General features: G+C 71.4%; 17 protein-coding genes. 10 read left to right on the top strand and 7 right to left on the bottom strand.

Annotated features, from left to right (window positions below):
* Positions 1-62 precede the first annotated feature (62 nt).
* From OHA72_RS52145 to OHA72_RS52120, 6 genes are all read left to right on the top strand, one after another.
* Positions 63-932, top strand: a complete 870-nt coding sequence (locus tag OHA72_RS52145) for a fumarylacetoacetate hydrolase family protein (RefSeq protein ID WP_327003549.1) — start codon at positions 63-65, stop codon at positions 930-932.
* Positions 929-2,437 (top strand): aldehyde dehydrogenase (NADP(+)), encoded by a 1,509-nt coding sequence (locus OHA72_RS52140; protein WP_327003548.1) that lies wholly within the window; start codon positions 929-931, stop codon positions 2,435-2,437. The genes OHA72_RS52145 and OHA72_RS52140 overlap by 4 nt, the downstream gene beginning before the upstream one ends.
* A 158-nt stretch (positions 2,438-2,595) precedes the next feature.
* Positions 2,596-3,954, top strand: coding sequence for an FAD-dependent oxidoreductase (locus tag OHA72_RS52135; protein WP_327003547.1), 1,359 nt, complete (start codon positions 2,596-2,598; stop codon positions 3,952-3,954).
* A 124-nt stretch (positions 3,955-4,078) separates the two neighbouring features.
* Positions 4,079-5,806: a serine hydrolase domain-containing protein gene (locus OHA72_RS52130; protein WP_327003546.1), complete on the top strand. Its 1,728-nt coding sequence runs from the start codon at positions 4,079-4,081 to the stop codon at positions 5,804-5,806.
* Positions 5,807-5,834: 28 nt separating this feature from the next.
* On the top strand, positions 5,835-6,509 hold the full coding sequence (locus tag OHA72_RS52125) for a response regulator transcription factor (RefSeq protein ID WP_327003545.1): 675 nt from the start codon (positions 5,835-5,837) through the stop codon (positions 6,507-6,509).
* Positions 6,506-7,561: a HAMP domain-containing sensor histidine kinase gene (locus OHA72_RS52120; protein ID WP_327003544.1), complete on the top strand. Its 1,056-nt coding sequence runs from the start codon at positions 6,506-6,508 to the stop codon at positions 7,559-7,561. Before OHA72_RS52125 ends, OHA72_RS52120 begins: the two co-directional genes overlap by 4 nt.
* Before the next feature lie 90 nt (positions 7,562-7,651).
* Here the strand turns inward: OHA72_RS52120 and OHA72_RS52115 are convergent, their stop codons facing one another.
* The 4 genes from OHA72_RS52115 to OHA72_RS52100 form a co-directional block, all read right to left on the bottom strand.
* Positions 7,652-8,803, bottom strand: coding sequence for a mandelate racemase/muconate lactonizing enzyme family protein (locus OHA72_RS52115; protein WP_327003543.1), 1,152 nt, complete (start codon positions 8,801-8,803; stop codon positions 7,652-7,654).
* A 2-nt stretch (positions 8,804-8,805) separates the two neighbouring features.
* Positions 8,806-9,633: a carbohydrate ABC transporter permease gene (locus OHA72_RS52110; protein ID WP_327003542.1), complete on the bottom strand. Its 828-nt coding sequence runs from the start codon at positions 9,631-9,633 to the stop codon at positions 8,806-8,808.
* The gene (locus tag OHA72_RS52105) at positions 9,633-10,460 is read right to left on the bottom strand and encodes a carbohydrate ABC transporter permease (protein WP_327003541.1); all 828 of its coding nucleotides are present in this window, start codon (positions 10,458-10,460) and stop codon (positions 9,633-9,635) included. Before OHA72_RS52105 ends, OHA72_RS52110 begins: the two co-directional genes overlap by 1 nt.
* Positions 10,461-10,616: 156 nt before the next feature.
* Complete coding sequence (locus OHA72_RS52100; RefSeq protein WP_327003540.1) at positions 10,617-11,771, bottom strand: ABC transporter substrate-binding protein; 1,155 nt, start codon at positions 11,769-11,771, stop codon at positions 10,617-10,619.
* Positions 11,772-12,042: 271 nt separating this feature from the next.
* Between OHA72_RS52100 and OHA72_RS52095 the strand changes: the two genes are divergently transcribed.
* Positions 12,043-12,816, top strand: coding sequence for a FadR/GntR family transcriptional regulator (locus OHA72_RS52095; protein ID WP_327003539.1), 774 nt, complete (start codon positions 12,043-12,045; stop codon positions 12,814-12,816).
* Between the two features lie 53 nt (positions 12,817-12,869).
* On the opposite strand, the gene OHA72_RS52090 is transcribed toward OHA72_RS52095, so the two are convergent.
* From OHA72_RS52090 to OHA72_RS52075, 3 genes are all read right to left on the bottom strand, one after another.
* Positions 12,870-13,754: a carbohydrate-binding protein gene (locus OHA72_RS52090; protein WP_327003538.1), complete on the bottom strand. Its 885-nt coding sequence runs from the start codon at positions 13,752-13,754 to the stop codon at positions 12,870-12,872.
* Positions 13,755-14,735: 981 nt separating this feature from the next.
* Entirely contained in the window at positions 14,736-15,815 is a 1,080-nt protein-coding gene (locus OHA72_RS52080; protein WP_327003536.1) for a cellulose binding domain-containing protein, read from the bottom strand.
* A 127-nt stretch (positions 15,816-15,942) separates the two neighbouring features.
* The gene (locus OHA72_RS52075) at positions 15,943-17,154 is read right to left on the bottom strand and encodes a hypothetical protein (RefSeq protein WP_327003535.1); all 1,212 of its coding nucleotides are present in this window, start codon (positions 17,152-17,154) and stop codon (positions 15,943-15,945) included.
* On the opposite strand from OHA72_RS52075, the gene OHA72_RS52070 reads away from it, so the two are divergent.
* From OHA72_RS52070 to OHA72_RS52060, 3 genes are all read left to right on the top strand, one after another.
* Positions 17,153-17,719 carry a hypothetical protein gene (locus OHA72_RS52070; protein WP_327003534.1) on the top strand — a complete coding sequence of 189 codons (567 nt, stop codon included), beginning with the start codon at positions 17,153-17,155 and terminating at the stop codon, positions 17,717-17,719. The genes OHA72_RS52075 and OHA72_RS52070 overlap by 2 nt on opposite strands.
* A 713-nt stretch (positions 17,720-18,432) precedes the next feature.
* On the top strand, positions 18,433-19,830 hold the full coding sequence (locus OHA72_RS52065; protein WP_327003533.1) for a glycoside hydrolase family 15 protein: 1,398 nt from the start codon (positions 18,433-18,435) through the stop codon (positions 19,828-19,830).
* A 14-nt stretch (positions 19,831-19,844) separates the two neighbouring features.
* Complete coding sequence (locus tag OHA72_RS52060) at positions 19,845-21,749, top strand: GMC family oxidoreductase (protein WP_327003532.1); 1,905 nt, start codon at positions 19,845-19,847, stop codon at positions 21,747-21,749.
* Positions 21,750-21,816 lie beyond the last annotated feature (67 nt).

Here is a 21,816-nt window from a genome sequence, read left to right as displayed (position 1 = left end):
ATCGACTTCGACCTGGTCCACCTACTGGCGAATCGCACGTACGACTTCGGAGAGTGCAGGCCTTGAACATCGTCAGGTACGAGTTGAATGGCGACGTCCATGTCGGGCTTCATGCCAACGGCACGGTCACCGAGGTCGAGGGCGTCTCGGCGCTGGCGCAGTTGTGGCATCTGCCGGCCACGCAGTTGCGGGCGCGGTTGTCCCGGTCCGGGTCGGGTCCTGTGGTGCCGCTGTCCGGGGTGCGGTTGCTGGCCCCGGTCGACGCCTCGACCGAGGTGTGGGCGTGCGGTGTCACCTATCAGGTGTCGCGGGAGGCCCGTATCGAGGAGAGCGAGCGGGCCGCGGACGTGTATTCGCTGGTGTACGACGCGCAGCGGCCGGAGGTGTTTTTCAAGTCGGTGCCGTGGCGGGTTCGTGGTCCTGGTGCGCCGATCGGCATCCGGGCTGATTCCGAGGTCGATGTTCCGGAGCCGGAGCTTGCTGTTGTGATCAACCGGTTCGGTGAGATCGTTGGCTACACGGTCTGCAACGACGTGTCGTCCCGCAGTATCGAGGGCGCGAATCCGTTGTACCTGCCGCAGGCGAAGACCTACTACGGGTCGTGTGCCCTCGGCCCGTGGATCACGCCTGCCTGGGATGTGAGCGATCCGTATGACCTCGCGATCGACCTCGCGATCGAGCGGGACGGTCGCGAGCATTGGCGGGGTCGTACCAGCACGTCGTTGCTGCACCGGCGTTTGGATGAGCTGGTCGGTTACATCATGCGCGGTGATGTTCATCCCGACGGTGCGGTGCTGTCCACCGGAACGGGTCTCGTGCCGCCGGCGCCGTTCACCCTGGCCGCCGGTGACACGGTGCGGATCACCATCGACGCGATCGGTACGTTGACCAACCCGGTCCGGCGGGGAATCCCTCAGGAGTACACACCATGATCGTCAGTATCGACCCGAGCACCGGCGCCGCCGCCGAGGTCCTCGACGTCCCCGCCGAGGACCTCGACCGACTGGGTGAGCGCGCCCACGCCGCACACCACGAACTCGAAGGGGCCGGGCGCTCCGGCCGGGCGGCGATGCTGCGGGCCATGGCGGCGGCGGTCGAGGAGCGCCGCACGGACCTGGTGGCGGTGGCCGACCGCGAGACGGGCCTGGGCCCGCAGCGGCTGAACACGGAACTGACCCGCACGGTGTACCAACTCGGGTTCTTCGCCGACGTGCTCGACGACGGCGCGTACCTCGAGGCGGCCATCGACCACGCTGGGTCGACCCCGATGGGTCCGCGCCCGGATCTGCGCCGGATGCTCGTCCCGCTGGGGCCGGTGGCGGTCTTCGGCGCCGCCAACTTCCCGTTCGCCTTCTCCGTTCCGGGTGGCGACACCGCCTCCGCGCTGGCCGCCGGCTGCCCCGTGATCACGAAGGTCCACCCGGCCCACCCCGCCACCTCGCTGCTGTCCCGCGACGCGCTGCTGGCCGGCGCCCGCGCCGCGGGCCTGAGCACCGAGGTGGTGTCGCTCGTGTACAGCGACGAGGCCGCGGCGCGGCTCGTGCAGCACCCGGACATCACTGCGGTCGGCTTCACCGGCTCGCTGCGCGTCGGCCGGCTGCTCGCCGACCTCGCCGCCGCCCGGCCGGCGCCGATCCCCTTCTACGGCGAGCTCGGCGCGGTCAACGCCTTCGTGGTCGGCCGCGCCGCCGCACGCGACCGCGGCGCGCAGATCGGCGACGGGCTCGCGGCCTCCTTCATGCTCGGCGTCGGGCAGTTCTGCACCAAACCGGGGATCGCGGTCGTTCCGGCCGGTGCGGCCGGTGCGGCGCTGACGCAGGCGCTCGTCGACAGGGTCGCCGCGTCCGGCGCCGGCATCATGCTGAGCGAGCGCATCGCCGGCGCGTACGCCGACGGCACCGGCCGCCTGCTCGCCGCGGCCGGTGTCGAGGTGCTCGCCCGGGGCGGCGACGGCCCGGCCGAGGGCTTCCGGGGCACGCCGCTGCTGCTGCGGGCCCGGCCGGACGCGCTGGAGGGCCCGCTGCTGGAAGAGTGCTTCGGGCCCGAGCTGATCGTCGTGGAGTACGACACCGACGACGACGCCCTCGCCATGCTGCGCCGTTTCGGGCCCGCGCTCACCGCCACCATCCACGCCGACGACGGGGACCGGCCGCTGGCCGCCCGGCTGCTGGACCACGCGCAGCGCACGGCCGGGCGCGTCGTGTGGAACGGCTACCCGACGGGTGTGGCGGTCGCGTGGGCGATGCACCACGGCGGTCCCTACCCCGCCACCACCAACGCCCTGCATACCAGCGTCGGCACGAGCGCGATCCGCCGCTGGCTGCGCCCCGTCTGCTTCCAGGACGTCCCGCAGGAACTGCTGCCGGACGAGCTGCGCGACGTCCCCGAGCACGGCAGCATCCCGCGCCGCGTCAGCCGGACGCTCGTGCTCGGATGACCGCCGCGCCCTGTGAACCGCGCAGACGACGGGAGCCCGTATCGCCTCGTGTATCGCCGTTTGTATCGATGAGCGACCTGTTTCGGCAGGACCACGACTGATCTACTCGACGCACGGTGGGCAGTGCCCCACCGGCTTGCGAGGGGGCGATCCTCACGGTGACTGGACGAATCGGCTCGCATGCGGTGGTGCTGGGGGGCAGCATGGCCGGGTTGCTCGCCGCCCGGGTGCTCGCCGACGCGTACGACCGGGTGACCGTCGTCGATCGTGACGAGCTTCCGGTCGATCCGGCCGCCCGGGGCGGCGTTCCCCAGGGGAGGCACGCACACGGCCTGCTCGCCAGTGGCCGGGAGGTGCTGGAGGAGTTGTTCCCGGGTCTCATCGAGGACCTCGTGGCCGCCGGAGCCCCGTCGGGCGACCTGTTGAGCCGTGGCCGGTACTACTTCGGTGGGCACCGGCTGGTGCGCCACGACAGCCGCATGGTCGCGGTGGGGGCAAGCCGCCCGTTGCTCGAATCCTTCGTGCGGCAACGGATTCTGGCGATCCCCACGGTCGCGGTGATGGAGCGCACCGACGTGGTGGACCTCGTGCTGGACCCTGACGCCACGCGGGTCACGGGAATCCGGGTGGTGCCGCGGGGAGGTGACCGGGTCGCCAGTTCGATCCACGCCGACCTGGTCGTCGACGCGTCCGGGCGCGGATCCCGCACGCCGGAGTGGCTGGCCCGGCGCGGCTACCCGGAGGTCGGGACCGATCGGGTGGGCATCGACCTCGCGTACACGTCGCGGGTGTTCCGGCTCGGCCCGGACGCGCTTGACGGCGACAACGTGGTGCTGCTGGCCAGCACGCCGGAGAACCCGCGTGGGGCGGTGCTGCAACTGCTCGAGGGCGGCCGCGCGCTGCTGTCACTGATCGGGATTCTCGGTGACTACCCCCCGATCGACGACGCGGGCTTCCGCGCGTTTGCGAAGTCGTTGGCGGTGCCGGAGATCTACAGCACCGTGCGCGACGCCGAGCCGGTCGGCGCGGCGGCAAGCTTCCGGTTCCCCGAGAGTGTCCGCCGGCGTTACGAACGGATGGACCGGTTCCCGGCGGGCCTGCTCGTCATCGGTGACGCGCTGTGCAGCTTCAACCCGGCGTACGCGCAGGGGATGAGCGTGTCCGCGCTGGAGGCCCGGGTGTTGCGTGACACGCTGAACCGGGCATGCAGGCGTCGGGAGCAACCCGACACCCGGCGGTTCCTGCGGGCCGCGGCCAAGGTGGTCGACCGGCCGTGGATGGTGGCCGCCGGCGGGGACCTGGCCTTTCCCGACGTCCAGGGTGAACGATCGGCCGCCGTCGCGATGGTCAATGCCTACGTGGGCCGGGTGCTGGCCGCGGCCGAGCGGGACACCGCGCTGGCGGTGGCGTTCGCGCGGGTCGCCGCCATGCTGGACCCGCCGCCGGCACTCATGCGCCCGGATCGGCTGCTGCGCGTGTTCGTCCTTGCCCCGATCCGGCGGCGTCGGCACCGGTAGCCCGGCACCGGGGCGCCGTTTGCGTCCACGGGTCTCCGGTGCAGGTTCCTACCGGTGGATACCGGACCGGCGCCGGGATCGTCGTTTACACGAGGTTCGCAGCGGCGCTCCTACGGTCGGCCGCATGAGACTGCCGCACGTCATGACCAACGCGCGCCACCGACTGGCCGACGCTGTGCGATACGGCCTCGCCGTGCTGGTCGCCGGCACGCTCGCCGCCGGGGTGAGCGCGTGCACCGCTGACGACGACCCCGGCCCCGCTCCCGGCCCGGGCAGCTGCCCCGGCCCGCTCGGGGCGGCATTGGAGGCGTGGGGCCGGGCCGGGTTCAGCGGCGCCGTCGCCGTGTCGACGGCGGGCCGGTTCGACTGCCTCGCCGGCTACGGATCGGCGAACGACACGACCGGCGCCCGGAACACGGCGGACACGGTGTACAGCATCGGATCGGTCACCAAGATGTTCACGGCGGCGAGCATCCTCAAGCTTGCCGACGAGCGGAAGCTCTCCCTGGACGACAGGATCGGCACGCTCGTACCGGCGGTCACCGGTCCGGTCTCCGGCGCGACGGTCCGGCACCTGCTCCTGCACACCAGCGGCATCGGCGGCTCGGTCGGCCCTGACGACCGGCCGCTGAGCCGGGACGAGGCCATCGCCGCGATCAACAAGCTCGCCCTCGCCTTCGCGCCGGGCACCGACGACGCGTACAGCAACGCCGGATACACACTGCTCGCGATCGTCGTGGAGGCCGTGTCCGGCCAGAGCTACCGGGACTACACGGTCTCCACGACGCTCGCCCTGCCCGGCGGCCGGGTGGGCGGCTTCTGGGACGGCCTGCCGGCCGCTGCCGGTCCGCGCGCGCTCGGGTACCTCGACGACGGGAAACCGGGCCCGACCGGCGAGCGCCCGGGACCGCACTGGGCGGTGGACGGCAACGGCTCCCTCGCCATGACGCCCCGCGAGGTGGCGACCTGGACCCGGGCCCTGATCACCGGAGGGCTGCTGTCGCCGGAGTCGACGAGGAGCGTCGCCGCCGGCGCGTACGACGTCGGGGAGGGGCGGTCGCACACGGTGGGCGGCATGGTCGCGTTCGACGCCGCCGTGTACGGCAAACCGTTCGTGGGGATTGCCGGCGGTGGTGGCGACGTCGGCCACAACGTGGCCGCGGTGTGGATCCCCGGGCGGGACCAGGTGGTCGTCGTCGCGTCCAACCGGCCGCTGCTGACGGCGGAAAAGCTGTTGTCCGCCACGATCTCGGCCCTGGTCACCGGTGCGGCGCTGCCGACGCCGTCGGCGCCGGCCGGCAACGCCGACCTCGGCAGGGCGGTCGGCACATACCGGCTCGACTCCGGCGGGACCCTGCAGGTGAGCGCACCGGACAACCGCCTGACGGTCACACCGGGCGGCGTCGACGCGGTCGGGGCACTCTTCCCGCCCGGCAGGCGCTTTTCCGTGGACGGGTTCCGTGCGCACGAGGGCCGGGTCCAGGCGCTCCTCGCCGGGCAGTCCAAGGAGGGGCGGGAGGAACGCGCGGCGCTGGAGCGGCAGTACGGGAAGATCTCGGACGTCAGCCTCGCCGGGACAGTCGTGGCGGACAGCGAGATGCGCACCTACGTCACGGTGGCGTTCGGAGCCAGGACTGTGCTGGGCTGGTACGCGCTGAACGACCACGGCAACATCGAAGCGGCGGAACTGCCGACCACACCACCGGCGCTGGTCCTCGTCCCCGTCGGCGGCGACCGGTACCGTCCGGACGACCCGACCGGCACCGGTCCCGACGTGACAATCGGGTTCGGCACCGACCAGCTGAGCATCACCACACCGGCCGGTCAACTGATCGCCCGGCGGACCGGCTGAGCCCATCCGGGCACACGTCAAGGAGCACATGGTGCGCATCCTGCTCGTCGAGGACGATCCCGATCTCGCCGAGATCGTCTCGCTCGGCCTGCGCAACGAGTCGTACGCGGTCGACGTGGCCGGCACGTACGCAACCGCCGAGGATCTGCTCACGACCACGAGCTACGACGTGGCGTGCGTCGACCTGGGCCTGCCGGACGGGGACGGGCTCGACCTCGTCCGGCGGGTCGGCCTCGACCGGCACCTGCGCCGGCCGCGGCGGTGCCTCGTGCTGACCGCCCGCGACGCGGTCGGTGACCGGGTCGGCGGGCTCGACGCCGGCGCCGACGACTACCTGGTGAAGCCGTTCCACTTCGCCGAGTTGCTGGCCCGGTTGCGGGCGTTGGCGCGCCGCGACGGTGAGCACGGCACGACGCTGCGGGCCGGTCCGTTGACGCTCGATCTCACCGGTCATCGCGCCTGGCGGTCCGGGACACCACTCGCCTTGACGGCGCGGGAGTTCTCGCTGCTCCGGTATTTCATGCACCACCCCGGGCAGGTGCTGTCCGCCGAGGACCTGCTCGAACACGTCTGGGACGCCAACGCCAACCCGTTCACCGCATCGGTGCGGGTGATCCTGAGCCGGTTGCGGCGCAAGCTCGGCGACCCGCCGCTGATCGTGACGGTCACCGGCGTGGGGTACCAGCTGGAGGTGCCGTCATGAGGACCGCGCTGGCGTCGCTGCGTGTGCGGCTGGCACTGCTGGGATTCGTCGCGATCTACGCACCGGTCCTGCTGGTGTTCGGCGTCGGCGTCGCCACCGAGGTCGAGACCCGCATGGGCGCCGACGCGGCACCGACGGTCGACCGTACGTCGCGGCAGAGCCCCTTCATGTGGACCGTTCTCGCGCTCGGCCCGGTCACCGCCGGACTGGCCTGGTGGTGGGCCGGCCGCGCGGTGCGCCCGATCGACCGCGTCCGCACGGCCGCCGAGGACATCGAGGCGACCGACCTGAGCCGGCGCATCGGCCTGCGCCGGGGACCGACCGAGCTGGTCGCGCTCGCCGCGAGCTTCGACGCGATGCTGGCGCGGCTCGACGCCGCCGCCGAGACGCAGCGGCGGCTGATCGAGGAGGCCAGCCACGAGCTGCGGATACCGCTGGCCGTGCTGATGAGCAACGCCGAGGTCCTGCTCGCGCATCCCCGGCCGACCCTGGAGGTGTACCGGACCGGCCTGGAACGCACCCGCACTGCCGCCGTCCGGCTCCAGACCACCATCGACGAGCTGCTCGTCGACGCGCGGGGCCGGGCCCGCCGGATGACCCGGGCGCCCGCCGACGTCGCGGCACTGGTTCGCGACGTGGTGGCCGATGCGGCGGTGCTGGCCGAGACGAAGGGAATCCGGCTGACCGCACCGGCCGGTCCGTCGCCGGCGGCGCGCTGCCCGGTGGACGAGCCGACGGTACGGCGGGCGATCGCCAACCTCGTCGACAACGCGATCCGTTACGCTCCGGCGGGCTCGGCGGTCGACGCGGCGGTCGAGACGGCCGACGACATGGTGGCCGTCGTGGTGACCGACCACGGCTCCGGCATCCCACCCGAGCAGCAGGACCGGGTGTTCCAGCGGTTCTGGCGCGGGCGCGGCGACACCCGGGGGACCGGCCTCGGCCTGCCCATCGCCAACCAGGTGGCGCTGGCGCACGGCGGCGAGCTGACGCTGCGCTCGCCGGGCCCGGCCGGCGACGGGTGCGTCTTCCGGCTCACCCTGCGCCGCTGAAGCGCAATCGACAGCGCTGACGCCGGCCCGAACGGGCCACCGGGCGGCCGGCTCCTTCCCGACCGCCCGGTGCCGGCGTTCAGCCGCTCATCACCGCTCCGCGACGGCCAGCAGCCGCCGCCCGGCATGCTCCGGCCGGACGCCCGGGCTGTCCGTCGCGGCGGTCTGCGGCCGTCGGGTGGAGGCGGCGATGACGTCCTCGTCGACGGTCACCCCGATGCCGGGCGACTCGCCCAGCACGAAGGATCCGTCCTCGACCTCCAGGTCGACGGACACCCCGATCGGCGTGTGCAGGTCCTGCAGCTCACTGGTCAGATGGTTGGGCACCGACGTCGCGGCGTGCAGCAGCGCGATCGGTGTGGTGCCGATCGGGCTGACCGGAAGGTCGTGCGCGTGCGCCAGCGTGGCCACCCGCAGGAAGTGGCTGATGCCCCAGACCGCGGCGGCCTGCACGATGTCGACCGCGCCGGCGACGATCAGCGGCCGGTACTGTTCGAGCCCGGTCAGATTCTCACCCGTGGCGACCGAGGCGCGCACCCCGCGGCTCACCGCCGCCAGGCCGTCGGCGTCCCAGCGGCGCACCGGCTCCTCGACCCAGATCAGGTCGATCGCCTGCTCGATCTCGCCGACGTGACGAACCGCTTGCTTGCGGGTCCAGCATTCGTTGGCGTCGAGCATGAGGCCCGGCCGCCGCGCGGGCCCGGCCTCGGCGAGAACCTGTCGGACCAGGGTCAGTCGGTGTTTGTCGCGCTCGACGTCGAGCCCGCCCTTGAGCTTCGCCGCTTGCAGCCCGTGCTCGGCGTACTCCCGGTAGACCGCGACGAGCTGGTCGTCGGTCAGGCCGATGTCCAGGCCGGAGGCGTAGGCGGGCACGGTGCGGTCGCGACCGCCCAGCAGGCGCCAGAGCGGTTCGCCGGCGGCCTTCGCCTTGATGTCCCACAGCGCGGTGTCCAACGCCCCGATCGTGCCGAACACGCACCCCGCGTGGCCCGCCTTGAAGGTCTGGCGCAGCATCCGGTCGTAGAGCGCGGTCACGCTCCGGGGATCCTCGCCTTCGATGGCCGCGAAGATGGTGTCGATGTCGAGATGTGGGCCCAGACCGACGCCGGTGATGCCCTCGTCGGTGTCCACCAGGACGATCGAGATCGGGGTGACCCCGTCGGCGAAGACGCCGTTGGCGTCACCGACGGGCCTGCCCCACTCCTGGACGGTCGTCAGCGTGCGATAGCCGGTGATGTGCAACGTCAGCCTTTCATTGCGCCAGCGGTGACGCCGTCGGCGATCTGCCGCTGGAGGAACAGGTAGGTCAGCAGCACCGGCACCGCGGCGATCAGCACGCCGGCGGCGAACATCGGGATGTTGGCCGAGTACTGCCCGCGCAGGGAGGTGACCCCGACCATCAGGGTGCGATGCTCGGGCGACGGCATGATGAGCAGCGCGATGAGCACGTCGTTCCAGCAGAACAACGCGTTCAGGATGCCGACCGACAGCAGCGCGGGGCGGCCGATCGGCAGCATGATGCGCCGGTACACGCCGTACAGGGTGTTCCCGTCGATCCGCGCGGCGTCGATGATCTCCGTCGGGACGGTCCGGTAGTAGCTCGTCATCAGGAAGATCGTGAACGGCAGGAACTGCGCGACGTAGGCGAGGATCAGTCCCGGGTAGGTGTCGACGAGCCCGGTGCTGCCCATGGTGCGGGCCAGCGGGACCATGATCACTTGGAACGGGATGAACAGCGCCGCCAGGCAGATCATGAACAGCGTCCCGGAACCACGGACCCGCACCCGGCTCAGCGCGAACCCGGCCATGGATCCGAGCACCAGCAACAGCACGACCGCGGCCGTGACCACGATGAGTGAGTTGAGGAAGTACCGGTCCATGCCGGCGCTCTGCCATGCTGTGGCAACGTTTTCCCAGCGAAGCGAGTCCGCCAGCGAGAACCGGTCGAGAATGTATTCGCGCCGGGTCTTCATCGCGACGTTCGCAGTGAAGAGCAGGGGATAAATGGTCGCCAACGCCAGCAGGGTCATCAGACCGGCGACCAGCCACCGGCCTACGCGGGCTTGCCGCATCAGTCCTCCTTTCCCGTCCGGCGGAGCAGGCTCATCTGGAGCAGGCCGACGAACAGCATCACGAAGAAGAGCACCGTCGACGCGGCCGACGCGAGCGCCGGCCGGCTCATCTGGCCCTGCTGGATCCAGATGTAGTACTCGGGCAGGTAGGTCGAGCCTTCCGGGCCGCCGGCGGTCATGATGTACAGCAGACCGAACATCGACGTCAGCATCCCGATCATCGTGGTGACGAAGACGAACTGGATGGTGCGTGACAGCCCCGGGATGATCACGTGCCGGATGGTCTGCAGGAGTGACGCGCCGTCGACCCGGGCGGCGTCCAGCAGTGCGGCGTCCAGCGCGGCGAAGCCGGCCAGGAACACCACCAGCGCCATGCCGAAGTTGCCCCAGATGTGCACGGCGACCACGGTGTACATCGCGACGTCCGGATCGCCGAGCCAGTCGACCCGTCCGATGCCGACCGCCCCGAGCGCTTCGTTCAGCGGCCCGTCGACGGCCAGCAGCATGTTGAAGATCGCACCGACGATGACCGGGGAGAGCACCGCGGGGAAGAAGTACGTGCTGCGGAAGAACCGGTGGCCCGGCACCCGCAGGTGGATGAAGGTGGCCAGCAGGCCCGGAATCGCCACCGCCACCGGCAGCAGCAGCACCAGCAGTCCGACGTTGCGCAGCGCGGTCTGGAACAGGGGGTCGTGCAGGAGCGTCACATAGTTGTCGAGGCCGATCACCTCGCCGTCGCGCTCGGCGTCGCCGGTGAAGGAGAAGTTGACCCCCAGCAGCAGTGGCCACAGCCGCAGCGCCACGATGATGAGCAGGGACGGTGCCACCAGAATGTAGGGCGCGAGGCGTTCCGCTCGCGCTCCGCCGCTCGGACGCCGCGAGTCACGCTTGCCACCGCGTGCACGCTGCGCGTCGAGGGCCTCGCCGCCCCGCCCGGCCTGCGCCGGGCGAAGCGACGAGAGAGAGCCTCCGAACGACACCGATCAACCCGTCTTGTCGGATTCGGCGAGCTGCTTGACCGCTTCGTCGACCGTGACCGACCCGCTGAGCAGGGCCTGCGACAGCCGCCCCATCACATCCTGCGTCTTCGCCGACAGTGCGACGTGCAGCGCGGGCTTGCCGGCCTTGATCTCCGATGCGATCTTGGTGAGCGCCGGCCCGCCGTTGGACAGGTCGAGCGAGGTGTCAGCGGGGACGGACCCTGCGTCGTTGGAGTACGCCTTCAGCGCCTCGCCCGAGGTCAGCGACCGCACCAGCTCCGCGGCCAGCTTCGGGTCCTTGGTCCACTTGGCCACGCCGTAGCCGACGCCGCCGTCGTACCCGAGGACCGGTGTGGCACCGGGGGTGATGACGGGCGACAGCATGACGCCGACCTTCTGCGGCGTCAGGAACTCGTTGAAGTCCTTCCAGGCCCCCACGTCCGACATCAGACCGAGGACGTGCGAGGACTTGCCGCCCTGGAAGAGCCCGAACATGTCCATGAACATCGCGGTCGAGTTGGCCCCGTCGGTGTTCAGGCCGGCGTCGCCGGCTTCCTTCCACAGCTGGAAGATCTTCTTGACGTTGGGCGAGTCCCAGTTGCGCTTGCCCGCGATCCAGTCGGTGTACTCCTGCGGCGTGAGGATGCCGGGACCGAAGCTCGACATGAAGAACTGGATGCCGTAGCCCTCCTTGTTCCCCATCGCCAGGCACTTCGTCCCCGTGGCCTTGGAGATGGCGGCGCAGTTGCTGAGGAACTCGGACCAGGTGGTGGCGGGCTTGTCGGGGTTGAGCCCCGCCTTCTCGTACAGCGCCTTGTTGTAGTAGATCGGGTGGCCCTGCAGCGTGATCGGCGCCGCGTAGATCTTGCCGTTCTTGGTGAACGCCTCCCAGCCCGCGAGCCGGCTCTTGTCGGCGGCGACGTACTCGTCGAGCGCGACGAGCGAGTCGGTGCGGTCCCGGAGCTGCCCGCCGCCGTTGAACAGCATGACGTCGGGGCCCTTGCCGGCCTGAATGGCCGAACCGAGCAGTGTGTAGTACTGGTCGAACGGTTGCGCTACGAACTCCACCTTGACGTTGGGGTGCGTCTTGGCGAAGTCGGCTTTCGCCTTCGCGACGTAGTTGGCCGCGTTCGCGTCGCTGGACTTCCAGTCCCACACGACCAGTTTCCCGCTTGTACCACTGTCGGTGGACTTTGATCCACCGGCGCTACCGCAGCCGGCAAGGCCCAGGGCCGCTATCAGGACGGCCGACCATAACGCTCGCTGCTTCATGCTGATCACTCTCCAAGAGGGGGGTGTCCGGGCGATCGGGGGTCGCTTCGCGAGTGGGCCGAAACATAACTCGTATGACGTTAGACGTCAACACACTGGCCGTATGCTGACGGTCAAGTCGTGACGTTCAAGGAGCGGCGCGTTATCCGGAGGGGCCATGACGACATCACGCGAAGCCGCCGCGAGCAGCACCGTCGCGCCCGCCGCCTGGCCGCGGCGACCGGCCACCCTGGCCAAGGCGATCACCGCGGAGCTGGTCGGTCAGATCGTGCGCGGTCTCCACCCGTCCGGCACGCCGCTGCCACCGGAGCCGGCGCTGTGCGCGACCTTCGCGGTCAGCCGGACCGTGATCCGCGAAGCGGGGAAGATTCTCCAGGAGAAGGGGCTGGTCCAGGTCCGGCAGGGCACCGGCACCATCGTCACCGCGCAGACGGAGTGGAACATGCTCGACGAGCTCGTCCTCGCCGCGACCATCGCCGAGGACGAGACCATGGCGATCCTCGACGACCTCGTCGTCACCCGGCGCCTGCTCGAGTCGGACATGGCCAACGTGGCGGCCCGGCTGGCCGACGCGGACACCCTCGGGCGGTTACTCGGCCTGCTGGAGCAGATGGACGACCTGGTGGGCGACCACGTCACGTATGAGCAGCACGACCGCGTCTTCCATGACGTGATCATGCAGGCGTCCGGCAACCGCATCGCCCGTGGTGTGGTGAAGTCGCTGGAGAGCCAGGTCATCCACACCGCCCGCTACGTGGGACGCACCGAACGGGCGCTGTGCGTCGCGTCCAACGCCGGCCATCGGCGGGTCTACGAACGCATCGCCGAGCACGATCCCGAAGGGGCCGCCGAGGCGATGTTCACCCACATCACCGACGCCTGGCTCGTCCGTCGTGGCGGGCCCGGCGACTCGGCACGCCTGCAGCGGTAGCGACACCCCGGCCGTTTCGGTGGCCGATCGCGGGTCTCGCCGACGAGGGCGGATCAGGGCAGGCTGAGCACGATCCGGTCGACCGACGGCGCGTGACCGTCGGGGTTGGACACGGTGATGGCGTTGCCGCCCTTGCGCAGCTGCACCTTCAGCGTCGACCCGGTACAGCACGTCGCGCTGCCGTTGAGCGTGACCGGCTGCGGGTCCCGGCCGGCCACGGTGACCACGGCGGTGCGGGTCCGTTCGTTGTCGATGTTCACGTGGAACAGCCGCAGGGTGTAGGTGCCGGCGGCCGGGACGTTGACGTTCTCGAACCGCAGGGACCCGTCGCCGTCGCGGCTGCCCCAGTCCCCGATGTTGCGCACGATCGAGCCGCCGGACGCGCCGGGGTAGCGGTCCACCCACGCCGACCCGCCGAGCGTGTTGCCGGCCGCCTCGGCCTCGAACGTGACCGGCCCGTACGTCGGCGGCGGCGATGAGCGCGGCGTGGCCGTCACCGCCGGCGAACCGGACCGCGACGGCGAGGCCGACGGCGACACGGAGGCCGGCGCGGCCTCGGTGAGCGTGGGGCCGGGCACGGACACACCGGTCAAGGAGGGAACGCCGGCCGGGGGCACGGCCCGGCGGTCTGGGTCGTCGCCGCCGAACAGCGCCGCCCCCAGCGCGATGGACAGCAGCGACAGCACCGTGGCGACGCCGGCCACGATCAGCCGTGCCCGCCAGGGCCTGAGCAGGCCGCGGAGCTTCGGCGGCTCGTCGGCGGCGTGCCAGCCGTCGCGGTCCGGCGCCGCGGCCCAGTCCTCCGACCCGCCCGCGGGGCCAGGGGCGACCGGCGCCGCGGCGGCGTGCGCAGCGTCGGGGTGTCCGCCGGCTCGGGCCCGGGCAGCGCACCCGGGGGCTGCTCGGGCCCGGGGGACGGAGCGTTGCCCGCGAGCCACGGAGGCACGCGCAGCGGTTCGGCGTCTCCGTCGGCAGGCGTCATGGACCACGAAGATAGCGACCCGCGGTCGGCCTTGGCCAGGCTCGGGGCAAGGTTCCGCGGTGCACGGCACGCCGAACGGGCCCACCGGCGCGGGTGCCGATCTACCGGCGCGGCACCCGCGGTAGGGAAATCCCTGGTCAGAGGCCGCCCGCCGGAGGTTTGCCGGTCGAAGCGCTCCCGGCCGGTGCCACGGTGTCCGGGTTGTTCAGCGCGTACCACACGGGTCTGTACGACCCGCCCGAACCCGTAGTGGTAGTTCACCGCCACGATCACCTCGTCTAGCGCCGCGGCCGGCTCGCCCGGCTCGGCGTCGTGGTGGACGCGGCGCACGGTGCGCACGGACGCGGGCGCCGAGCCGGTCGAACGCGCCCAGATCGTGGAAGGTGCGGATCGACGGCACGCGCTGGTCGCCGTCGCCCTGCTTGCCGCGGACGAACTCCTCGGTGACCAGCCCGGCGGGGGAGTAGGTGACGGCGGTGGTGTTGCCGTTGACGTCGGTTGTCGTTCGGACCCGAAGGGGCCGGTGGTCGTGGCTTGCGGTGACCGGCAGCCCGGCCGGGTCGACGACCATGACGGGCAGCAGGTCGTGCTCGTCGTACTTGACCTGCGACCCGGCGCCGGCCGGGTCGAGCGACGCGACCCCGGCACGGCGAGCTGCCGGCCCAGCCCGAACGGCCCGTTCCCGGCGCCGGTGCTGTATTCCAACGCCAGGGTCGGCTGCACGTGCAGCCGACCGGCCGGCACCTCGGCCGGCACCGAGAAGGTGCCGGCCCCGGTGAACAGGTCGGGCGCGAACTTCTCACCCAACCCGCCGACCGCGCCGCCGCCCTTGGGCAACGAGATCACCGAGCCCGTCGCCGTCGTGTCGCTTCCGCCCTCAACACCCGTGCCGGGCACGGTCGCAGCCACCGCTGACGTGGCGCTGACGTGAGCCGCCCTAGCTGAGGAAACTCCCGTATGGACCGGCGAGGATGGCGTTCTTCTGTGCCTGGCTGAAGTGGGTGTTCGGGTAGCTGTAGAACGACGCGGACATGGGGGTGCCGTCCGTGGACGTGGAGTCCGGCAGGCCGAAGCCGTGGCCGAGCTCGTGGACCATGCCGCCGTACCAGCGGTTCATCGGGCCGTTGAGCCCGGCGCCGCCGTCGGCGTCGTGGCCGGAGAGCAGGACCCAGCCGGGGCTGGCGCCGCCGCCGGACTTGCCGACGTCCTCGGCGCTGATCTCGCCGACGACCAGCCAGCGGCTGTCGGGGTTGGCGAGGCCGAAGCGGCGCCGCAGTTCCGCCTGCATGTTGGCGACCACGCACCAGTAGCGGTCGCCGCCGGGGTCGCAGTTGGTGTTGATGTACCAGGTGGTGTCGTGCTCGCCGTTGACGGTCTCGACGACGGTGGCGTTGAGCGCGAACGTCTTGCCGAGCTCCTGGCGGTAGTAGCGTTGCGCCTCGCGCATGACGTTGGCGATGCCGTCGGGGTAGCGCTGGTCGAAGGCGACGTTGGTCGGCTTGAGCCAGAACACCCGCACCGTCCTCGTGCCGGGGTTGCCGGGCGTGGCGGAGGTGCTGGGCGACGGCGATGCCGTTCGTGTCGGTGAGGCGCTTGTGGTCGGTCCGACGGTGCCGGTGCACACCACGTTGTTGAGCCGGAAGGTGGCGGGCACCGGGTTCGAGCCGCTCCAGGCGCCGTTGAAGCCGAACGACGTGCTCGCGCCGGTGCCCAGCGCGGCGTTGTAGCCGGCGTTCACGGCCGAGACGCTGGTGCCGCTCTGCGTCACGGTCGCGTTCCAGGCCTGCGTGACGCTCTGGCCGGTGGCGAAGCTCCAAGTCAGCGTCCAGCCGTTGATCGGGTCGCCGAGGTTGGTGACCGCCACGGTGGCGCCGAACCCGCCCTGCCACTGCGAGCTGATCGTGTAGGCCACCCGGCAGCCGGCCGCGGCGGCGCCGGCCGACGTGGTGGCGACCGCCGCGCCGCCCGCGACGAGGCCGATCGTGGCGGCGACGAGCAAGAGGCCGCGATACCGCATCGCATCCCCTTTCATCAATGGAGTCGGATATTGACCTCCGTCACGGTGCGCGCCGAAAACCTTTTCGGCAAGGTGGGAGCGGAAATCCGCAGGGAATGCGACGAAACTTTCACCGGGCGTTGGCGGCTCAGGCGGTCTTGCTCGTCCAGACGGCCTTCTTGGCCGCGGTGTACAGCACCGCCGAGCCGTCGTCCTGGACCAGCAGGTACGTGGCGGCCTTGCCGTAGGTCTTGGTGCTCCACAGCGCCTTGCCGGCGGCGTCGTAGACGACGAGGTTGCCGTCGGTCTGCATCCGCGTCGACGCGCCGGGGTGTCCGCTGGTACCGCTGCGCCACACGACGGTCTTCGCCGAATTCTGCAGCACGAGGTTGCCGTCGGGCTGCTGCAGCAGCGTGTAGCCGCCCTTCGCGGCGGCGCGGGACTGCCCGGACAGGAGACGCTGGCCGAGTGTCAGCTTGCTGATGCCGTCGGTCGTCGTGGCCCAGAGGACCTTTCCGCCGGTGCTGAGGACGAGGTTGCCGTCGGCGTTGAGCACGGCTGCGACCCCGGTGCTGCCGTACGTGCTCGACGACCACAGGGGTTGCTTGTCGGTACCGTAGACGACGAGGTTGCCGTCGGTCTGCATCCGCGTCGACGCGCCGGAGTGGCCGCCGGTCTGCGCGCTCCAGATGACCTTCTTGTCGGCGTTGACGACCACGAGGTTGCCGTCGGGCTGCTGCGCGAGGGCGAACCGGCCGTCGGCGGTGCGCCGCTGCTGCCCGGAGATCAGCGCCTGGCCGGGGTACAGCCGCGCCTGCTCCGCCTGGCTGGACCACACCTCCTGCCGTCCGGCCTGCGACACCACGGCGTTGCCGTTGTCCTGCACCTCCAGCAAAGCGCCCTTCCCGCCGGTGGCGCTGCGCCACAGCACGCTGCCGCCCTTGGCGTACACGACGAGGTCGCCGTCGCGGGTGAAGCTGGTGTACGCGCCGGCGTTCGACGGCGTCTGCGACGACCACCGCACCTTCTTCGCGTCGTCGGCGAGGACGAGGTTGCCGTCCGGCTGCTGCGTGAGGGTGTACTTGCCGTTGACCGAGCGCATTGCCTGGCCCGCGTTGAGCCGGAAGCCGGGCTTCAGCTGGGCGGGCGGCACCGAGGCGCTCGGCAGCGGCGACGCGGGGTCACGCGCGCCGTCCGGGGCTCCGGACGCGGCGGCGGCCTCGTTGCCGGCCCTGGACGGGTCCGCGTCCTGCGCGACGGCCGGCGGGGCGCCACCACCGGACCGGGACACCTTGACGGCGACGACGGTGCCGACCACGACGAGCAGCGTGAGCCCGGCGGCGGCGAGGATCATCCCCATGCGCCCGCGCACCGCCGGGGCCGGTTCAGCGACGAAGGGCGTCGGCGGCACGTCCGGCACGACACCGGCGGCCGGCACCGACACCGGCGGCGCGGCCGGTAGCACCGATACCGGTGGCGCGGCCGGTAGCACCGATACCGGTGGCGCGGCCGGTAGCACCGATACCGGTGGCGCGGCCGGTAGCACCGATACCGGTGGCGCCGCGAACGACGGCGCGGCCGGGGGCGCCGACACCGGGGGCGCCGCGAACGACGCCGTGGGCAGTGGCGGCGCCACGAACGGCGCCGTGGCCATCGGCATCGACACCGGTGGCGCCGCAAACGATGCCGTGGGCGATGGTGGTGCAGCGAACGACGACGCGGGCAGTGGTGGCGCAACGAACGGCGCCACGGTCGGCGGCGCGGGCAATGGTGGTGCAGCGAACGACGACGCGGTCGGCGTCACGGCTGGCGGCGCCGGCACCGGTGGCGCAACGAACGGCGCCGCGGGCGCGGGCAGGGCCGCAGACGGCGCGGGCGACGGTTGCGCCGGGAACGGCGGGGCGGGGTTGGCGGCGGGGCCGTAGGAGAGCGGCGGCGGGCCGGACGGCACCACCAGCGGCCGCTCGGCGGTGCCCGTCTCATCGGGATCCGTCGGACTCCAGACGTCGGCCGGTGCGGCATCGGCGGCGGGCGGGGCGGTCCAGCGCGGCTGCCCCTGGTCGCCGACCGGCCCGGGCTGGGCGGGCGGGGGCCACCCGTTACCGTTCGCCGCCATGCCACCAGCCTCCCGATCCAGCATGGCCGGGGCCGCACCCGGTGAGCTGCCCCCGCACCCTGCCACCGATCGAGAACCGTAACCCTTCCGCCCCCTCCGCTCCACCCCGGGGACCGCCCGGTCAGCCCTGCCGGACTCCGCCGGCGGCGGCGAGGACCGCACCGATCTGTCGCGCAGGTCCGCGCCGGCGGACGAGTGTCCGCACGGCCGGGGTGGCTGTCCACATAGGACGCGACGGCGACCGGGCCGGCCCGGGGCGGATCGACGGGCTCGACACCGTCGGCAACGGCCGGGCCGGAGTCGTGCCGGTGATGTGATCAAACCTCCGACAGAAGCCTTCTGACCTGGGAAGATTGGGTTGTCGAGCCCGTCTGGAACGGGTGGAAGGTCGACCGGTTGAAGGACTGTCCCCGAGGACATGCGCATCATCTGCCGGCGCGAGTGACCGCATCCCGGCGCCCAACTGTTCCCGTTTCGTAGAACACGAAAGGCGTACCTCGAATGTCACAATCCACGCTCAGCGTGCCAGCCCGCACGAACCGCTCGGAAGCCACGGCGCAGCCGCGGGCCCTGGTCCAGAACTCTCTGGCGCCCGGGACCGTCGACCTGCCGTCCCTTGTGCCACTGATGTATGCGCTCATGTCCAGGAACATCGCCAGTGACGGGTTCATCTTCAGCGACCCGCAGGCGCCCGGCGACTACTCCAAGGACTCCAAGCCGGGCTGCGTCATCGCCGCACCGTCGTTCCCGGCCGACACCGCCGGCATCGACGAGGACTACGTCTTCAACTGGGTCCGTGACGGCGCCATCACCGCCATGGAGGTGGCCAGGGCCGACGTGCCGGCCCGCACGGGCGGGTTGTCGGCGCAGACGCTCAACGACTACGTCCAGTTCGCCGAGCTGTGCCACTCCAACGCGCAGCCGACCAAGGGCCACGCCTGTTTCACCATCGCCGGGGACGCCCGGCCGTGGACGGAGCAGAACGACGGGCCGGCCCTGCAGACGGTCACCATCCTGGCGGCCTACGACCAGCTGGACCCCGGCATCCAGAAGACCGCCGTGGCGCTCATCAACGCCAATGTGGCCTTCCTGCTCGACGTGTACCGGGAACCCACGACCAACCTGTGGGAGGAGCACGTCGGCTACAGCTTCTTCGCCCGCGCCGCCCAGCTGCGCTGCTTCATGGAGGTGCAGGCCACGCGGGTCGAAGGGATCGACAAGCCCGGCGGGCTGCAGGCGGCCGTCGACTGGCTGCGCCAGGCCCTCGACTGGCACTGGGACGGCACGAAGTACATCAGCATGGTGGCCGACCCCGGCGACGGCAGCGCTCCCTCGCCGCAGCACCCGGTGGTCAGCGGCTACGACCCCAACATCGACATCGTCCAGGCGTCCGTCTACGGCGCGGTGCCTTGCACCGACCCCAAGCTGCTGGCGACCGCCGCCCAGCTGCGTGCGCAGTGGGAGGAGGGCGGCATCGCCTGCTACCCGATCAACCAGACCGACAAGCGCCTGGGCATCGGCCCGCTCTTCGGCCGCTACCCCGGCGACGTGTACGACGGTGACACGGCCCACCCGGTGCTGGGCGGTCACCCGTGGGCCCTGTCCACCTGCAACGGCGCGGAGCTGCACTACCGGCTGGCCACCGAGATCAGGTCGAGCGGCCGCGTGCCCTTCGACGAGGTGTCCGCGCCGTTCTTCGCCCAGTCGGGCATCAGCGGGTCGACCCCCGCCGAAGGCGCAGCCAAGGCCCTCGTCGCGACCGGTGACGCCATGGTACGGGCCGTCGTGTACCACAGCGACCACTTCGAGCTGTCCGAGCAGTTCGACGGCACCACGGGGTACGAGCGCAGCGTCCACAACCTCACGTGGAGCTACGCGGCCTACCTGTCGGCCATGCGTGCCCGCGCCGCGGCCGTCTGAAGGGTGACCGCGCCATGTTCGTGAAATTCCCCGAAGGTGCGGCGAACCGCACCGACCACGACGCCGCCGCCGACGTGCTCTACGACGCGGTCATCGTCGGTGCCGGCATCGCCGGCGCCATCATCGCCGCCCGGCTGAGCGAGGCGGGCAAGCGGGTGCTGATCCTCGAGGCCGGACCGGCCGAGGACCTGACGCTGCGCGGGTACGAGAGCTACCTCGACCGCTTCTACACCGCGACGAGCAAGGACAACCAGTCCCCGTACCCGTTGAACCTGAACGCGCCGATGCCCAGGGGGACCGACGCGCGCCGCATCTTCCCCGGCACCCCGGACGCCTCGGCGTACATCGTGCAGAGCGGGCCGTTCGCCACCGACACGACGTACACGCGCGTCCTCGGCGGCACGACCATGCACTGGGAGGCCAAGACGCTGCGCATGCTGCCCGACGACTTCCGGATGCGCACCCTGTACGGCGAGGGCAACGACTGGCCGCTCACCTACGACGACCTCGCGCCCTACTACAACGAGGCCGAGCGGGAGATCGGCGTGTCGGCCGACGTCGAGGACCAGGCCTACCTCGGCATGACCTTCGACGACGGCTACGTGTTCCCGATGAAGGGCCTGCCGCTGTCCTACCTGGACAAGATGGTGGCCAGGGACGTGGACGGCATGCCGGTCGAGCTCGACGGCGAGCGGACGCAGCTGCGGGTGCGGCCGTTCCCGCAGGGCCGCAACGGCATCCCCAACCCCGCCTACGACGGCGGCAAGGGCTACGTCCCCCGAGGTGCGGTCAGCACCTACCAGGTCGAGGTCGGCGGCCGCTGCCAGGGCAACAACAACTGCGTGCCGATCTGCCCGGTGCAGGCGAAGTACAACGCCGGCAAGACCCTCGCCCCAGCGCTGCGCAGCGGGCTGGTGGACCTGGTCGCCCAGGCGGTGGCGTACAAGGTGCACGTCGACGAGGTGTCGGGCCGGGTCCGGGAGATCGAGTACCGCCGCTACGAGCGTCCCGACAGCACCGAGTGGACCACGGTCAGGGCCCGGGGCCGGCTGTACGTGCTGGCCGCCAACGCGGTCGAGAACCCGCGCCTGATGCTGGCCTCCGGCCTGCACAGCTCCAGCGGCCTGATGGGCCGCAACTTCATGGACCACGCCTACCTGCTGGCCTGGGCCCTGCTGCCGGAGGTCGCCGGCACCTGGCGGGGCACGAACTGCACCGGCGGTATCACGGACCTGCGCGGCGGCCGGTTCCGGCGCCGGCAGGCGGCGTTCAGCGTCGACATCCACAACGACGGCTGGGGCTGGGCCCGCGGCGCGCCGACGACCGACCTGATCGACCTGGTGGACAACGGCGGCCGCTACGGTGAGGCCCTCCGGCAGGGCCTGGTCGACCGGCTCTCTCGCCAGCTGCAGCTGGCGTTCATGGTCGAGGTGCCGGCCAACCCCAGCAACCGGGTGAGCGTCGACCCCGCGTACACCGACCACCTCGGCAACATGCGGCCGATTCTGAGCTATGCCACGCCCGACTACACCATGCGCGGCATCGCCTACGCCCGCCAGCTCTCCAGGCGCATCTTCGCCCGGCTGGGCGCCGAGGACCATACGGACTACGACCCGAACTTCTGGGGCTACGCCACCTACGAAGGCCAGGGCTACGAGGTACGCGGCGGGAACCACCTGGCCGGGACCCACATGATGGGCATCGACCCGTCGAGCTCCGTCGTCGACGTCGACCAGCGCTCGTGGGACCACCAGAACCTGTACCTGGTCGGCGGCGGGAGCCTGCCGACCATCGGGACGTCCAACGTCACCCTCACCGTCGCCGCGCTCTGCCTGCGCAGCGCCCGGGCGATGCTCGCCCAGCTCGACGCCGATCAGGCGCCCATTCAGATCGCGCAGCTGCAGGGGGTGGGCGCGTGACCGGGCCGGAGCGCAGCGCAGGAGCCGGGCACCATGGGCGCAGTCTCGGGTCAGGCCGACGCCGGAG

The sequence above is a fragment of the Dactylosporangium sp. NBC_01737 genome, assembly GCF_035963215.1.
GTDB lineage: Bacteria > Actinomycetota > Actinomycetes > Mycobacteriales > Micromonosporaceae > Dactylosporangium.
The sequence above is the reverse complement of the archived record's forward strand: the minus strand, read 5'-3'. Positions and strand labels throughout refer to the sequence as shown.

Bases quoted from the DNA above. Each gene is read 5' to 3' on its own strand.
- OHA72_RS52140 (WP_327003548.1), top strand. From the start codon at position 929: ATGATCGTCAGTATCGACCCGAGCACCGGCGCCGCCGCCGAGGTCCTC.
- OHA72_RS52130 (WP_327003546.1), top strand. From the start codon at position 4,079: ATGAGACTGCCGCACGTCATGACCAACGCGCGCCACCGACTGGCCGAC.
- OHA72_RS52125 (WP_327003545.1), top strand. From the start codon at position 5,835: ATGGTGCGCATCCTGCTCGTCGAGGACGATCCCGATCTCGCCGAGATC.
- OHA72_RS52120 (WP_327003544.1), top strand. From the start codon at position 6,506: ATGAGGACCGCGCTGGCGTCGCTGCGTGTGCGGCTGGCACTGCTGGGA.
- OHA72_RS52110 (WP_327003542.1), bottom strand. From the start codon at position 9,633: ATGCGGCAAGCCCGCGTAGGCCGGTGGCTGGTCGCCGGTCTGATGACC.
- OHA72_RS52095 (WP_327003539.1), top strand. From the start codon at position 12,043: ATGACGACATCACGCGAAGCCGCCGCGAGCAGCACCGTCGCGCCCGCC.
- OHA72_RS52080 (WP_327003536.1), bottom strand. From the start codon at position 15,815: ATGCGGTATCGCGGCCTCTTGCTCGTCGCCGCCACGATCGGCCTCGTC.
- OHA72_RS52070 (WP_327003534.1), top strand. From the start codon at position 17,153: ATGCGCCCGCGCACCGCCGGGGCCGGTTCAGCGACGAAGGGCGTCGGC.
- OHA72_RS52075 (WP_327003535.1), bottom strand. From the start codon at position 17,154: ATGGGGATGATCCTCGCCGCCGCCGGGCTCACGCTGCTCGTCGTGGTC.
- OHA72_RS52060 (WP_327003532.1), top strand. From the start codon at position 19,845: ATGTTCGTGAAATTCCCCGAAGGTGCGGCGAACCGCACCGACCACGAC.